The 14,566-nt window shown below is 62.3% G+C and carries 14 protein-coding genes and 2 pseudogenes; all 16 read right to left on the bottom strand.

Annotation, left to right across the window (positions count from 1 at the left end):
* Positions 1 to 2: 2 nt before the first annotated feature.
* Positions 3 to 1,334: a type VI secretion system baseplate subunit TssK gene (tssK, locus tag LMJ29_RS12810; RefSeq protein ID WP_229605908.1), complete on the bottom strand. Its 1,332-nt coding sequence runs from the start codon at positions 1,332 to 1,334 to the stop codon at positions 3 to 5.
* Positions 1,335 to 1,337: 3 nt separating this feature from the next.
* A complete protein-coding gene (gene tssJ, locus LMJ29_RS12805) occupies positions 1,338 to 1,823 on the bottom strand; it encodes a type VI secretion system lipoprotein TssJ (protein WP_229605907.1) in 486 nt (161 codons plus the stop codon).
* 5 nt (positions 1,824 to 1,828) lie between these two features.
* Positions 1,829 to 3,022, bottom strand: coding sequence for a type VI secretion system-associated FHA domain protein TagH (tagH, locus tag LMJ29_RS12800; RefSeq protein WP_229605906.1), 1,194 nt, complete (start codon positions 3,020 to 3,022; stop codon positions 1,829 to 1,831).
* Positions 3,023 to 3,044: 22 nt separating this feature from the next.
* A complete protein-coding gene (locus tag LMJ29_RS12795) occupies positions 3,045 to 3,179 on the bottom strand; it encodes a type VI secretion protein (protein WP_229605905.1) in 135 nt (44 codons plus the stop codon).
* Between the two features lie 44 nt (positions 3,180 to 3,223).
* The gene (locus tag LMJ29_RS12790) at positions 3,224 to 4,219 is read right to left on the bottom strand and encodes a PoNi-like cognate immunity protein (RefSeq protein ID WP_264758887.1); all 996 of its coding nucleotides are present in this window, start codon (positions 4,217 to 4,219) and stop codon (positions 3,224 to 3,226) included.
* Positions 4,219 to 5,346, bottom strand: a complete 1,128-nt coding sequence (locus LMJ29_RS12785) for a type VI immunity family protein (RefSeq protein WP_229605904.1) — start codon at positions 5,344 to 5,346, stop codon at positions 4,219 to 4,221. Before LMJ29_RS12785 ends, LMJ29_RS12790 begins: the two co-directional genes overlap by 1 nt.
* Positions 5,347 to 5,471: 125 nt before the next feature.
* Positions 5,472 to 5,939, bottom strand: a pseudogene (locus tag LMJ29_RS12780) (contractile injection system protein, VgrG/Pvc8 family); the annotation flags it as partial.
* Between the two features lie 254 nt (positions 5,940 to 6,193).
* A pseudogene (locus LMJ29_RS12775) lies at positions 6,194 to 6,406 on the bottom strand (FHA domain-containing protein); the annotation flags it as partial.
* 148 nt (positions 6,407 to 6,554) lie between these two features.
* The gene (locus LMJ29_RS12770) at positions 6,555 to 7,100 is read right to left on the bottom strand and encodes a hypothetical protein (RefSeq protein ID WP_229605903.1); all 546 of its coding nucleotides are present in this window, start codon (positions 7,098 to 7,100) and stop codon (positions 6,555 to 6,557) included.
* Complete coding sequence (locus LMJ29_RS12765; protein ID WP_229605902.1) at positions 7,097 to 7,336, bottom strand: hypothetical protein; 240 nt, start codon at positions 7,334 to 7,336, stop codon at positions 7,097 to 7,099. The genes LMJ29_RS12770 and LMJ29_RS12765 overlap by 4 nt, the downstream gene beginning before the upstream one ends.
* Complete coding sequence (locus tag LMJ29_RS12760; RefSeq protein ID WP_229605901.1) at positions 7,326 to 8,189, bottom strand: tetratricopeptide repeat protein; 864 nt, start codon at positions 8,187 to 8,189, stop codon at positions 7,326 to 7,328. The genes LMJ29_RS12765 and LMJ29_RS12760 overlap by 11 nt, the downstream gene beginning before the upstream one ends.
* On the bottom strand, positions 8,173 to 9,036 hold the full coding sequence (locus tag LMJ29_RS12755; protein WP_229605900.1) for a tetratricopeptide repeat protein: 864 nt from the start codon (positions 9,034 to 9,036) through the stop codon (positions 8,173 to 8,175). The genes LMJ29_RS12760 and LMJ29_RS12755 overlap by 17 nt, the downstream gene beginning before the upstream one ends.
* The gene (locus LMJ29_RS12750) at positions 9,020 to 9,877 is read right to left on the bottom strand and encodes a tetratricopeptide repeat protein (protein ID WP_229605899.1); all 858 of its coding nucleotides are present in this window, start codon (positions 9,875 to 9,877) and stop codon (positions 9,020 to 9,022) included. Before LMJ29_RS12750 ends, LMJ29_RS12755 begins: the two co-directional genes overlap by 17 nt.
* Complete coding sequence (locus LMJ29_RS12745) at positions 9,867 to 10,676, bottom strand: tetratricopeptide repeat protein (protein WP_229605898.1); 810 nt, start codon at positions 10,674 to 10,676, stop codon at positions 9,867 to 9,869. The genes LMJ29_RS12750 and LMJ29_RS12745 overlap by 11 nt, the downstream gene beginning before the upstream one ends.
* Positions 10,677 to 10,719: 43 nt before the next feature.
* Positions 10,720 to 12,888, bottom strand: coding sequence for a phospholipase D-like domain-containing protein (locus tag LMJ29_RS21030; protein ID WP_319942222.1), 2,169 nt, complete (start codon positions 12,886 to 12,888; stop codon positions 10,720 to 10,722).
* A 13-nt stretch (positions 12,889 to 12,901) separates the two neighbouring features.
* Positions 12,902 to 14,566 (bottom strand): type VI secretion system tip protein TssI/VgrG (gene tssI, locus LMJ29_RS12735; RefSeq protein ID WP_229605897.1); only part of this gene is annotated, 1,665 nt, incomplete at its 5' end.

Raw genomic sequence — 14,566 nt, 5'->3', positions numbered from 1 at the left:
GCTCAGTTCCTGATCGCCCAGAATTTCAGTTCGAGACCGGCGAACTCGCCGGAAACATGGAAGGCGAAGCCGCCGGAGCGCTCCAGCTGGGCCAGCTCCTCGGAGTTGAGTTCCAGGGCGAAGTAGCTCTTGCCGGCGTGGAAGGGGATCTGCCGCGGCGCCACCGGCAGCGGCTTCACCCGGATCCCCGGCAGGTGCAGGTTGACCAGCTGGCGGATGCGCTCCACCGGGCCGACCTTGAGATGCGCCGGCAGGCGCGTGCGCAGTTCCTCCGAGTCGCACTGGGCGCTGGCGGCGAGCACGAAGGAGGCCGAGCCGAGCAACTGGTGATCGTGCAGCGGCGACACCTGGATGCCGTACTGGCGCTGCTGCAGGGCCAGCTCGATGGCGTGCTGCTCGAGCACCATCGACAGCACCTGGCGGATGGCGTCCATCAGCTTGCGGAAGCTCAGCCCCTGGTCGCTGTGCTGATAGCGGCTGTCCAGACGCGGGCGCTTGCTCTCGCTGGAGAAGGTCGCCAGCTCGCCGAGCAGGCCGAGCAGTTCGCGATAGATCTGCTCCGGATGCACCCGTTCGAGGCCCAGGTAGTGACGCAGCACCGGCTCGTGGCGGTTGATCAGCTGCAGCATCAGGAAGTCGCCGACCTCGGCGCCACCGACCTTGCCGGTGGCGCGAATACGCTCGGCGAGGATGTCGCCACGGTGGCCGAGCATGCTGATCACTTCCTTGAGACAGGACAGCAGGTAGCCGGAGGCCTGGAAGTCGATGAAGGTGGGGATGAACTCGGCATCCAGGGCGGTCACCCCGTCCGGGGTGGTATCAAGGATGTCGCACAGCTTGAGCTTGACGTAGGCCTGGTCGCTGCGCTGTTCGCCGAGCAGCAGGCGGAAGTCCGGGCGCGCGGTGCTGACTTGGCTGCTGCCGCCGTCGCCGGCGTTGGAGTCGGCGACTTCCTCGTCGCTGGCGGTGTAGCGCGCCAGGACGTCCTTCTGCTCGGCGCGACGACTCTCGATGTGGTTGCCGGTGACCAGCGGCAGCGCCAGATACACCGGGGTATTGCCGGTGTTCGGCGGCACGTCGACGGCCAGCGGCTCGCGGCTGCCGTCGATCTCGAACAGGCTGCCGTCGGGCAGGATGCCGCTGGCCTGGCTGACCACCAGCTTGCCCATGTTGAGGAACTGGCGGTCGATCTCTACAGCGAAGAAGCCCCAGGCGTAGTGGCCGAGCTTCTGCGTGCGGGTCTTCAGCTGGTGCTCGTAGTAGCGGTCGTTCTGCTGGAAGTGCTGCGGGCGCAGCAGCATGCCTTCCTGCCAGACCACCTTGTACTGGCTCATGGCTCAATCCTCGTCCTTGTGGGGCTGCTGCTCATCGGCGGCGCGCGGGTGGATGCCGCGGGCGTCCAGGTCAAGTTCGATGCGGTTGTGCTGGCGCTCCTCAAGCGGGACAACCAGCCGCCAGCTGCTTTCCGGCAGGTCGCGATAGGCGGCCAGCACGCCCAGATAGCGGCTGCCCGGCTGCACCGAGAGCTTCAGGCTGCGGGTTTCGCCAGGGCGCAGCTCCAGCTCTTCGCTGCTCACCAGGTCGGGCTGCAGGCTTTCCTTGGGCCGCTGGTAGAGGGTGAAGAAGTCGGCGTTCTCGAAGGCCGCCGGATGCTTGAGTTCGAGCAGGCGCAGTACGACCGGCGAGGGACGGTCGTGGAGGTCGGGATTCAGGCGCTGGTCGCCGGCCAGGGTGAGGTCCAGCTTGGTCGTCTCGGACCAGGGCGACAGCGCCGAGCAGCCGCCGAGGGCGAGCAGCAGGGCCAGGGGCAGGAGGCGGGGCATGTCCATCATCCTTGCAGGTCGGTGTCGAGGGTGGCGATCAGGCGCACCTGTTCTTCATAGGTTCGCGCGAAGTCGCGGGCGAACAGGCGCTCGCCCCAGTCGTCGTCGCGCGTCATCGCGGCGTGCAGACGGCGGTAGGCCCGCCAGCGACTGCCGGCGGTGGCCAGCAGCGGCTTGTGCTCGCGCTCGAAGCGCAGGGTCAGCTGCTCGGGAGCGAACTGCTCGAGCACGCCGTTGACCGCCGCGCGGCTGGCGGCGAGCAGGGCCACCTGATGGGCCTGCAGGTCGCGGAAGGCGCGACCGAGCGCCTGACCGGCGGGCAACTGGCCGGGCCGGCCGCCGCGCAGCAGGGCGGCAAGGGCCTCATCGGCGTCGGCGCAATGCTTGAGCGGGTTGTTGCCGGCGCTCTGCACCGTGGTCAGCGCCAGGCGCAGCTCGTTCTTCAGCTCGCTGCGGGTGCGCAGCGCCTGCTGCAGATGGCCGACGCTCTGCCGCAGCAGCCGTGCGGCCTGCAGGGCGAGGGCTTCGCGCTCGGCCTCGTCGAGGGCGGCGAGGTCGACGCCGAGCGCTTCGCCGTAGCGCTCCCAGAAGTCCGCCGGCAGCGGCGTCGGCTGGGCGGCGGGGGCCGGCGCGGGGGCGGCCTTCGGCATCACCAGCTCGGGCAGCGGCAGGCTCTCCATGTCGATGCGCGCATAGTCGCGCTGCGGCGCCTGCGTCGAGCGTGGTCGGGTGAGCAGGGCCACTTCGTCGACCTCGGCATACACCTGCTCCTGCTGGTCCAGGGCGGTCAGCGGATCGAGGTCGAGAAAGGCGTCGTCGGGAATGATGCTGCCGGCCGGCAGCGGGCGGCCGACATCGCCGTCAAACAATGCCGGATCGCGCACCAGCCGGGCGCGAATCTCGAAGTCGCCCAGGCAGTAGACGCTGCCGTGCTCGATGCGTTGCGGCTGACCCTTGGCCAGGCTGGCACCGCTGTCCTTGAGCTGGATGCCGTTGCTGCTGAGGTCGGTGAGGTAGAAGGCGCCATCGCGGTAGCTCACCTCGCCGTGATGGCCGGAGAGGATGCGCTTGCGATCGGGAATCACCCAGTCGCAGTCCTCGGCCCGACCGATCACGCCGCCGGCCTGCTTGAAGGTCTTGCTGGTCAACATGCCCGCTGCGAACTGCTGGGCGCTGACCATCTCGAAAACCAGTTCCATGGTTGCGGTACTCCTTGAGCGGTCAGTGGCCGCGGTTCTCCATCGGCGGTTCGCCCAGCGGGCGGTAGTCGTCGTCGCTGAACTTGTAGTTGCCGCTGCAGCCGGCCAGGCACAGGAGCAGGGCGAGCAGGGCGGTGGGGTAGAGGCGGGACAGCATGGTGGGCTCTCTTCCGGTTGAGAGGGGGAAATGGGCGGTCGGCATCAGGCAGACTCCTCGCCGGACCAGTACCAGAGCGTGTCGCCCCAGCTGGAACCGGTGAAGCAAGGCATGGGTTCGCCTTGCTGGAAGTGGCGACGGGAATTGGCCTGTGCCGGGGTGAACCAATAGCCGGCACGCGGGCAGGGTTGACCGGCCTCGACGCGACCGATCTGCGGCGAGCCGGTCGGCGGAGTGAAGTTGCGGGCATAGGCGACCAGGTCCCTGGGGTAGACCATGTGGTCGATCTGGCTGTCGTCGATGCCGTAAAGGAAGGCGATGGCGCCGGCTTCCAAGGCCCAGTAGCCGACGTAGGAGCCTTCTTCGCCGGCCAGATGCGCGTCATGCCAGGGCGCCTGCGCGAAGGCGGGATACCACTGGTTGCAATACTCCTTGAGCAGGCGAGTGGCCTCGCTCTTGTCCTCCGCATAGATCGCGCGAATCAACGGGGTGTAGAGGTCGTGATACCACTTGTCTACGTCATGGCGATCGGGAAGGACCTTCGCGAGCAAGTCTTCGTACAGGGTGTCTTCGCCCGCATAGCCGGCGTTGTCGATCAGAGCAACGAAACGCTCGAGCAGATCGATACGGTGGAGAAGGATGCACAGGCTGATTACCTGAACGCACTCCTCGTATTGATAGGGCCAGTCATCAATCGCCAGGGGGCTGATGTTGGGGAGTGATTCATAAATTGCAGAATTCTTTTGATATTCTTCGTATTTTTGAATCAGTTGTTCCAGTTGTGGGGATAGTTCCTCAATCGTCTCCCCTGCGGTATAGGTCAGGATGACTCTTGAGAGGGCGCCGGCCTGGATGTGCCGAGATTTGAGTGCGGCCTCCTGTTCGGGGGAGTCGGACTCCATATGGTTTGCTTGCCAATAGGCCTGTTGCTGGTCATAGAAGGCTGAGGTGGCCATGTAGTGCGCTTCGTCAAGAAAGCGCTGGCGTCTTTTTTGGGAAGTTTCTTTGCTGAGGGAGAGTGTCGTGGCTGGTGCGGACATCAGGCGTGACCCTCGTTGCTCCAGTACCAAAGCGTGTCGCCCCAGCTTGAATCTTCGATACAGGGCATGATCTCGCCCTCTGCGAAATGGCGACGGGAGTGGGGCTGGGCGGGGGTGAACCAGTAACCGGCATGAGTGCAGGGCTGACCGGCGACGATGCGGGTCGGGGTGGAGTGCAGTTCGTCCTGGTCGAACCGGGCATACCAGCGGTCGGTACTTTCCTGGTCGAAGCAGTCGCCATAGGGCGAGTAGGAATGAAGTTGGTCGGGGTTGGGAATACGCAGTGGCCTGACAACCTTGTTGACGGCGACGTAGGCCTGGGGAAGGCCGTCCTCCTCTGCACCCAGCTCGGGGTATTGCCCGGCGCGAATGATCAGCCCGTAGTCGTAACGGAGAATTTCGATATCGCCGTGCCCGCTCAGTGCATGGCGAATGGCGGCTTCCCCACCGAGACGGTCCACGTAGCCGTTGCCAATAACCGTGTACCAATTGACGCCTTTGATATGGTTGATGAGCTCCCGCCCCATGGAGTAGGCGAAAGTGTCGACCTCCAGTCCGGAATACTGCTGGGCCAATTGATACTCGGTGGGCATGTAGCTGTCGTAGTCGTTTGGAAGAGCACTGGAGAGTCCACCATAGCCATGCTCGGCCTTGACTTGATTGCATAGATAGACGAGCCATTGGTTGTATCGATCCAACCCATTGGGCTCAATCAGGAGTGACCAAGGTAGTGCCAGTTTTATGTACGAGCGATCCTGAGCGGCATGGATTTCGTGGCTGTTCATGACCGACAGGCAATAGCTCGGCGCATCGTGCACCCCTTCAGAACTGCTTAGGCTCCAATAGATTTGGTCATTCGGTCCTGTTGCAAGAATCTGGGTTGTCGTTTTTTGGAAGCTGTTGTCGGTCAGTTTTTTATCTCTACGATAAACATGCCATTTCAGTTGGGGCTTGAATTCCATATAAAACCGCTCGAAGCATTGCACTACCTTCTGTTTCAGATCAGAGGTGTAGCCATCCTTGAAGTAGAGCGTGGCGATCAATCCAAGTTTGACTACCGGCGTCCCATCCGGCATTTCGAACTCCAGATCGGGAACTCGCTCTTGCAGTTTTTCCAGTATGTTCATGGTCGTCTCACTCAGCTTGCAGCCAGGGCGCCGGTAATGGCGCCAGCGCCCAGGATGCTGGCCAGCCAGGCCCAGGACAGTTGCGCCAGGCGCACCAGAGCCAGCAGGCCGGAAACGATGGCGGCGTAGTGAATGCCTTCCTCCTCGCACAGCCGCTGCACGAAGTGCAGGTCGGACTCGGCGTACTGCACGCAGTAGTCGCGTTCGGGGTAGTCGGCGCCGAGCTGGAAGCGGAGGCCGTCGCCGTCGAGGATGCCGTGCTCCTCGAGCACGCGGGCGAGGATCTGCGGCACGGTGAGGTGCTGGAAGATGCGCTGGTTGCTGCGCTGGGCGAGGTAGGCCAGGCGCGGCACCAGGCTGAGATGATCGCGGGTCAGGTGCTGGCCGGAGTCGCCCGGGGCAGCGCGGTGGACGATGCCGTGCACACCCTGGCCGGCGGCGCCGAAGGTCAGCCAGGCGGGGCGGTTGAGCAGGCTTTCGAGGTCGAGGTCGGGTCGTTCGCCGACCAGTTCGAGATCGAAGCGGTAGGGGGTGTCGAGGGCTTCGTGGCCGTCGATGGCCAGCGCGATATGCGCCTGATTGGCATCCAGCATGCCTTGGCCTCCATCCGTGGATTGGCGAAGGCGGCAGGGTGGCGGGAGTGCAGGGCAGCGTTCAAGACCGGCCTCTTCATACCCTGTACAGGGTCAAGAAACCGCCAGACGAGATTTCCCGGCTGTGACCGACAGCAAGGAATATCGCTTCGCAGGCGCTACCAGCGGTCGGCGGGGACGCAGCACTCGGCGCTACAGCCGCTTGAAGCGAAACGGCCGCGGATCGACCAGCGGCTTTTCCACTTGAATCAGATGATGCCGTTGCTGCTGAGATCGGTGAGGTAGAAGGCGCCATCGCGGTAGCTCACCTCGCCGTAATGGCCGGAGAGGATGCGCTTGCGATCGGGGATCACCCAATCGTAGTCCTCGGCGCGGCCAATCACGCCGCCAGCCTGTTTGAAGGTCTTGCTGGTCAACAGACCCGGCGCGAACTGCTGGGCGCTGACCAACTCGAAAACCAGTTCCATGGTTGTGGTACTCCTTGGGCGGTCAGTGGCCGCGGTTCTCCACGGGCGGTAGTCGGCGTCGCTGAACTTGTAGTTGCCGCAGCAGCCGGCCAGGCACAGGAGCAGGGCGGTGGGCCAAAAGCGTTTTCTCATTCGGTATTCCTCCTTGTCAGCGAGCATCGACGTTGGGTGTAACTTCACGCCTCAAGTCGAAAAGCTTGGTGGATGGAAACTCGTCGACTTCATCGACGAGGCCATCGCTCCGGTAGATGAGGTAGCGACTTGCGCTTTCCTGGCCACTATTTTCGAAGATGACGCTTAATCGGAAGCCATCCAACGCTATCCAGTGGGGGCGATTGCGCTCGGCAAAGTCGATCCTGTTCAGCGTTCCGCTGGCCGGATCAAGACCAATGGCGGCACCCTGTAGCGCGTTGGCGGTGAATTGCCCGGAAAACACCATGAGGGGGACGTCGCCACCTGAGCAGTGGACTTGCATGTCGAAGCCAAGCGATGAGGTCTTGTCTTCGAACACGGGGAAGATGTTGCCGTCGTGGGCGATCCAGTACTGGTAAGAGTCGAGTTGTAGTTGGCTGCGCAGCAATCTGATTGCCTGGTTGCCGTCTTGTGGTCGGCACTGCACGACTAGCTCGAACTGGCTGGCGCAGGCTTGGGCGGCAAGCAGGAAAGGAAGCAGCAGGGGGAAGCAGCGGATCATGGCCGCACTTCCCCCCGTGATATCCAGTGGCTCTTGTCGGCGGCCTGCTGGTAGAGCCGGGCGACCTGCGTCCAGTCCGGCAGGCGTTGCCTGCTGAGTTCGCGGGCCTGCTGGAACCAGTCGTCGGCCACCGCGTCGAGTGGCGGGGCGGTATCCTTCTCGTGGACGCATTTGAATTCGTAGGCCATCGCCGGCATGGTGCAAAGCATGGCGAGTGCCAGAGCCTTAATAATCATCGTCACGCCCCGTCGGCTTCCAGTGGATGTCCTTGTCGGCGTGATAGCCCTGGATCGGATGGGGCGGCAAGGGATGATCCTTGGCTAGGTTGGGGAAGCTCGGGTTGGGGGCGTCGAGTAACTGCCTGAAGACCTTGTAATATGCCTGAGCTATATTTTCGTTTTTTTCATATTGAAACTTTCCGTTCTCGAATACTTCGTTTATATCTGCTGCTCCTTTGGGGTCCCCTAGAGAGGCTGCTCTCTGGTAGTAGTGCATGGCGACGGGGTAGTTTCTGTCAAGAAGCTCGTAGTAAGTGGCGAGCTTGTAGTTTGCGTCGGCGAAGTCCTGTCTGGCTGCGCATTTCAGGTAGCCCAAGCCAACAGAATATTTGCGTTTTTCATGGATATATATGTAGCCGATATGAGTCTGGGCATTCGGATTGCCAAGATCGGCCGCTCTGAGGAGAAACAAAATGGCCTCCCGGTCGGATTGCACGACCCCGACGCCCCGCTGGGTGATGACCCCCATATCGTAGTAGCCGAGCGGCACCTCGAGTTTCACCATGCGCAGATAGAGGTCGACGGCCTGGTTGGTGTCCTTGGGCACGCCCTTGCCGCGCAGATAGAGCTCGGCCAGGTTGTGCATGGCCTTCCAGTGGTCCTTGTCGGCGGCCTGCTGGTAGAGCCGGGCGACCTGCGCCCAGTCAGGCAGGCGTTGCCTGCCGAGTTCGCGGGCCTGCTGGAACCAGCCGTCGGCCACCGGGTCGAGCGGCGGGGCGGTATCCTTTTCGTGGACGCATTTGAATTCGTAGGCCATCGCCGGCATGGCGCAAAGCATGGCGAGAGCCAGTGCCTTAATAATCATCGTCATGCCCCGTCGGCTTCCAGTTGATGTCCTTGTCGGCGTGATAGCCCTGGATCGGGTGTGGCGGCAGGGGATGGTCCTTGGCCAGGTTGGGAAAGCGCAGGCTGGGGTTGTCGATTAATTGCTGCAAAATATTTCCATACGTTTGGGCTGTATTTTCGTTCTTGTTATATTGAAATTTACCGCGCTCGAATACTTCGCTGATGTTCATTGCGCCTTTTGACTCGCCCAGCGAGGCCGCTCTCTGGTAGTAGTGCATGGCGACAGGAATGTTTATGTCTACTATTTCGTAGTATTCAGCCAATTCGTAGTTTGCTTTGGCATTGTCTTGATGAGCGGCGCACTTGAGGTAGGCTTCGCCAAGCTTTCTCTTTTTCAGTTCATAGATGTAAATATTCCCAAGGTGGGTCTGTGCATTCGGGTTGCCAAGATCGGCCGCTCTGAGGAGAAATAAAATGGCCTCCCGGTCGGACTGAGCGACCCCGACGCCACGCTGGGTGATGACGCCCATATCGTAGTAACCGAGCGGCACCTCAAGTTTCACCATGCGCAGGTAGAGATCGACGGCCTGGTTGGTGTCCTTGGGCACGCCCTTGCCGCGCAGATAGAGTTCGGCCAGATTGTGCATGGCCTTCCAGTGGTCCTTGTCGGCAGCCTGCCGGTAGAGCCGTGCGACCTGCATCCAGTCCGGCAGGCGTTGCCTGCTGATCTCGCGGGCCTGCTGGAACCAGTCATCGGCCACCGCGTCGAGCGGTGGGGCGGTATCCTTTTCGTGGACGCATTTGAATTCGTAGGCCATCGCCGGCATGGCGCAAAGCATGGCGAGAGCCAGAGCCTTAATAATCATCGTCATGCCCCGTCGGCTTCCAGTGGATGTCCTTGTCGGCGTGATAGCCCTGGATCGGGTGGGGCGGCAGGGGATGGTCCTTGGCCAGGTTGGGGAAGCGCAGGCTGGGGTCGTCGAGTAATTGCTCCCAAACTTTGTCATAGGCTTGGGCTATTTGTTCATTTTTCTCGTATTGAAGCTTGCCATATTTGAAAGTGTTAGTGATTTCCCCAGCGCCTTTTGCTTCGCCCAGAGAGGCCGCTCTCTGGTAGTAGTGCATGGCGACGGGGTAATTTCTGTCGAGAAGCTCGTGGTAAGTGGCGAGTTTATAGTTTGCGTCGGCAAAATCCTGTCTAGCTGCGCATTTCAGGTAGCCCAAGCCAACAGAGTATTTGCGCTTTTCATGGATGTATATATAGCCAATATGGGTCTGGGCATTCGGATTGCCGAGGTCGGCAGCTCTTAGGAGATAAAGAATGGCCTCCCGGTCGGACTGCGCGACCCCGACGCCACGCTGGGTGATGACCCCCATATCGTAGTAGCCGAGCGGCACCTCGAGTTTCACCATGCGCAGATAGAGGTCGACGGCCTGCTTGGTGTCCTTGGGCACGCCCTTGCCGCGCAGATAGAGTTCGGCCAGGTTGTGCATGGCCTTCCAGTGATCCTTGTCGACGGCCTGTTGGTAAAGCCGGGCGACCTGCGTCCAGTCCGGCAGGCGTTGTCTGCTGAGCTCACGGGCCTGCTGGAACCAGCCGTCGGCCACCGCATCGAGCGGCGGGGCGGTATCCTTTTCGTGGACGCACTTGAATTCGTAGGCCATCGCCGGCATGGCGCAAAGCATGGCGAGAGCCAGCGCCTTAGTAATCATCGTCCCGCCCAGTCGGCTTCCAGTTGATGTCCTTGTCGGCGTGATAGCCCTGGATCGGGTGGGGCGGTAGAGGATAGTCCTTGGCCAGATTGGGGAAGCGCAGATTGGGGTCGTCGAGTAGCTGCCTGAAGACCTTGTAATATGCCTGAGCTATATTTGCGTTTTTTTCATATTGAAATTTTCCATTCTCGAATACATTGTTGATGTTCATTGCGCCTTTTGCTTCGCCCAGAGAGGCCGCTCGCTGGTAGTAGTGCATGGCGACAGGGTAATTTGCGTCTGTACCCTCGTAGTATGTTGCAAGTTTGTAGTTGGCGTCGGCGAAGTCCTGGTTGGCTGCGCATTTAAGATATCCGAGGCCTACCGAGTCCTTGTTTTTGTCATATATGTATATGTATCCGATGCGAGTCTGGGCATTGGGGTTGCCCAAGTCGGCAGCCTTGAGGAGAAACAGAATGGCCTCCCGGTCGGACTGCGCGACCCCGACGCCACGCTGGGTGATGACCCCCATATCGTAGTAGCCGAGCGGCACCTCGAGTTCCACCATGCGTAGGTAGAGATCGACGGCGTGGTTGGTGTCCTTGGGCACGCCCTTGCCGCGCAGATAGAGTTCGGCCAGGTTGTGCATGGCTTTCCAGTGGTCCTTGTCGGCGGCCTGCTGGTAGAGCCGGGCGACCTGCGTCCAGTCCGGCAGGCGTGGCCTGCTGAGTTCGCGGGCCTGCTGGAACCAGCCGTCGGCCACCGCGTCGAGTGGCGGGGCGGTATCCTTCTCGTGAACGCATTTGAACTCGTAGGCCATCGCATTGGTTCCAAAGGTCATAAGCAAACTTGTCAGCAGTGCATTAATCCAGGGCGATCGCATAAGGTGTCACCAAGTCCCAAAATCTGGTCAGGATCCCATTTAAAGGTCGGCTCTTTTTCTGGTTTTCCCAGTTTTTACTAACGACGCTTTCCCATTTGGCGAAGTCTTCGTCGATATGGTCGGTTGTGGGGAATCCCGAATGCATCTTCCACAGTCGGTCCCGCCACAGTCGTGTCGTTCTCGGGCTGGGCATGGCGATATTCAGCTCGGAGTCGCTGTGCAGGCTGCGCGTATTGATATTGGCCGAGCCGAGGGTGAAGAACAGATCGTCGACCAGCAGCAGCTTGCTGTGTACATAGATGGGCTTGTATTTCGCCGTGCCCTGCTCGGGGCCGAGAACTTCCCCGATCTGCTGATCCGTCTGGCGTTCGGCCTGGTTCTTCGCACCCCGTGCCGCACTGGTACCACCATCGCAACTGACCAGGGTCGCAACTATCACCTTCAGCCCCTCCGGCGGCAGCATTTCCGGCTCCAGCTCGCGAGCGGCAGCCTTGTTGTAGTGGGCGTTGGGGTCGAGGGCGATCAGTTCGTCGGCACGGGCTTCGTCGATGTTGTACTGGCGTTTCTGTTTATCGATGTTCGCCAGTTCGCGGTCGCGTTCCGCTGAGGCCGGACGACTGGCCAATTCGCGTTCGCGGTAGACGAGCTGGCGCTGGTCGTAGAGGTAGTCGCGGTGAGCGAGGGGCATCAGCTCGGCCTGGCCGAGGCTGTCGAGCATTTCATAGGTTTTGCTGGAGAAGTTTTTGCTGTCCGGTGTGTTGGTCACCACGAACAGGTGGAGGTCGTTACAGGCCCCGGCGGCCTTGCGCTGCGCAGCCGTGGACTTGAGGCGTTCGGCCAGGGGGGAGTAGCGGAAGTACTGGTTCTCGATATAGGCGTACTGATGCACGTTGCCCAAGGCCTTTTCGTAGATCTCCAGGATGGTGGTCTCGCCACCTTCCTGGGCCTGGGTACGGCAGATCTGCGCAGCCTCGCCGTCGTTACGGATCAGCTCCAGCCATCTGACGGCGGCACGCTGGTCGGCCAGCGTCCCGCTGAACAGCCGGCGTATCCAGGAGGTGGCGTTGTCCCAGGCGTTGCAGAAGTTGTGGTTGAGGTCGAACAGCACCGGGCCACGGACGTGCAGCGACAGGTCCTGCCAGGGGCCGAAACCCGGGTCGCGCCGGCCGGCGGCATCGTCATAGGCATGGGCGGTGGTATCCCAATAATTGCGCTGCAGGTTGTGGCCCATGACCATGCCTTCGGCCCGCTCAGCGTCCAGGTAGTCGACCACCAGGGTCTTCTGGTGATGACTGGGGAAGAAGCTCAGAGCGGCGTAATGCAGCCAACTGCTGTCGGGCAGCTCCCGGGCGATCAGTTTGCTCAGAATGACCAGACGTCCCCAGTGGGCCCGAAGTCCATCCTCGTCGCTGTAGCTCAGGTCGAGCAGCCAGGGATAGTCGCGGGTACGGAACTCGATGTTCTTCGCGGCGCTGCTGTAGGCCCAGCGATACCAGTCGCGGGTCTTGGCCTGGTCTTCGGGCTGTTGCACGGTACCGCCCGAATCGCTGCCTTTGAGGTAGGTGCCGTCAAGACTGTCGAGTTCCTGCTGGATGGCGATGAGTTCGTCCCGGCTGGCGCGTTGGGCATTTTCGTCGTCGCTGGACAGACGCTCCAGCCTGCTACGTTCCTGCCGCTGCTTTTCCAGCAGTTTCTGGCGCTTCTCTTCGCGCGCGCCGACGTCCGCGGGTTGGCCAGCGGTGACGCCCGAGCCAAGCCCCGTACCCCCCCGGCCTGACCAGCCTTCGCCGATCACCGAGTTTTCACCCAGTTGCGCGAAGCTGTTGTTCCAGATCAGCACACGTACCTCGACGCCCTGCTCGGACTTGCGCTTGAGCAGTTCGCCCAGCGTTTCCTGGCTGGAGCCGCCACGTTTCAGGCGCAGGCCCGGATCGAAGCCCCAGCTGATGATGTCGATGCTCTTGCTCGCCCTTTCGATACAGGCCTGGAACTTGCCGAAGGCTTCCTCTCCGCAGATCAGTGGCTCGACGATGTTGCCGGCCGGGCGTGGTGGGCTCAGTGGATTGTTGCGATGGGCGAACCAGTCCAGGGTCGCCGTGGCGCTGCGCTCTTCGGGCATCAGGCACAGGTTCTGTTCAAGATAGGTCATGGTGTAAGTCCTTTTACTCGGCGTCCTGGTCTCGTCCCGCCAGCAGGCGGCGGAAGTGCTCGCCGTCGAGCAGCGGTGCCAGTGCGGCCGCTTCTGCCGGATAGCTGCGATAGCCCTGGCGTGCCAATCGCTCATCGAGTGCGTTGCCCGTGGCATCGGTCTGCTCCTTCAGCTCCAGCGTGAAGCGGTGTCCATTCACGGTTTCGATTAGGTAAGCCTTGGTGCCGGGCTTGTGCTCGAAGCGCACGCAGCCCTGGGGATCGCTGAAGCCTTTCTGGAGCAGCGCGCCGTCCGCGAAGAGCTGGTAGGGCTCGTCTGCATAGCCGGGCAGGTTTGGCAGCGGAGCGAGGCGCACGGTCAGTTGATTGGCAGACTGCCTGGCAGCATTGCCGGTGGTGGGGTCGAGCAGGCTTCCCGCCTGGTCGCTATCCGTCATCCCTGGCAAACGCGGCCCGACGATCTGGAGGCCGGAACCGCTGCCCGACGCCCCGCCCGAGTTGATCATGATGGTCGCGCCACTCAGGCTGGCGCCGCTCGAATCGAGCTTGAGCCAGCTGCCGCCACCGACAGCGGTGAGTTCCATGCCGGCGTCGATGACGACCTTGCTGCCGGCGTAGTAGTGGATTTCCTGACCGGCTTCGGTGAGCTGGCCCTGGCCGACCTTCACGTGCTGGCTGGCGCCGATGGTCAGGTGGTCGCTGGCGCGTACTTCGCTCTTGCGGTCGAGGTGGGTGGTGCGGTGTTCCTCGGCCTTGAACTCGCTGTAGCTGTTGGCCTCGACCGTGTCGTGGCGTTCATGGCCGACACGGAGCTTCTGGTCGTGCTCGACGTTCTGGTCCCAGTCGCGCTGGGCGTGGAGATAGATCTGCTCGGCGCCCTGGCGATCCTCGATGCGCAGCTCGTTGTAGCCGCCACCGCCGGGGGAGCTCAGGGTCTTGAACACCGTGCGGGTCTTGTGGGCCGGCAGTTCGTAGGGCACCACGTGCTCCTTGTGGTACAGGCAGCCGGTGACCAGCGGCTGGTCGGGGTCGCCCTCCAGGAAGCCGACCAGCACCTCCATGCCGACCCGTGGGATGGCGATGCCGCCGTAGCGGTCGCCGGCCCAGCTGGACGATACCCGCAGCCAGCAACTGGTGGTGTCGTCGGCCTGGCCCTCGCGGTCCCAGTGGAACTGCACCTTGACCCGGCCGTACGGGTCGCAGTGGATCTCCTCGCCTTGTGGCCCGGTGACCACGGCGCTCTGGCTGCCCAGCACCTTGGGTTTGGGATGCTTCAGCGGCGGGCGATGCAGGGTGTCCCAGGGCGTGGCGACGAAGCGGTTGCGGTAGCCCTGCTGGAAGCCGTCGCCAGCGGCGGTATCGCTGGTGACCGACTCCTCCAGCACCTGCGGCTGGCGGCCCTCATGGTGCACGGCGCGGATCAGCCAGAGGTCGTTCCACTCGCGGCGCGGATGCTCGGTGAGCTCCAGGAAGTGGCCGCTGCGCAGGCTCGGCTGGTCGCCGTCGCCCTCGGCCAGCCGGTAGTCGCTGCGATGACGCTCCAGGGCACGACGGGCGAGGTGCCGGCCGCGGGTGCGCTCGGTGAAGCGGCCGGGGTAGTCGTAGTCCTCCAGGTCCGGTTCGAACGCGCTGGTGGCGGCGCTTTCCAGTTGCAGGCGCGGTTGCTCGAAGTCGTAGTC

Source organism: Pseudomonas oryzagri (assembly GCF_020831405.1).
GTDB lineage: Bacteria > Pseudomonadota > Gammaproteobacteria > Pseudomonadales > Pseudomonadaceae > Geopseudomonas > Geopseudomonas oryzagri.
Note: the sequence above shows the minus strand (reverse complement) of the source record. Positions and strands in the feature narration are given on the sequence as shown.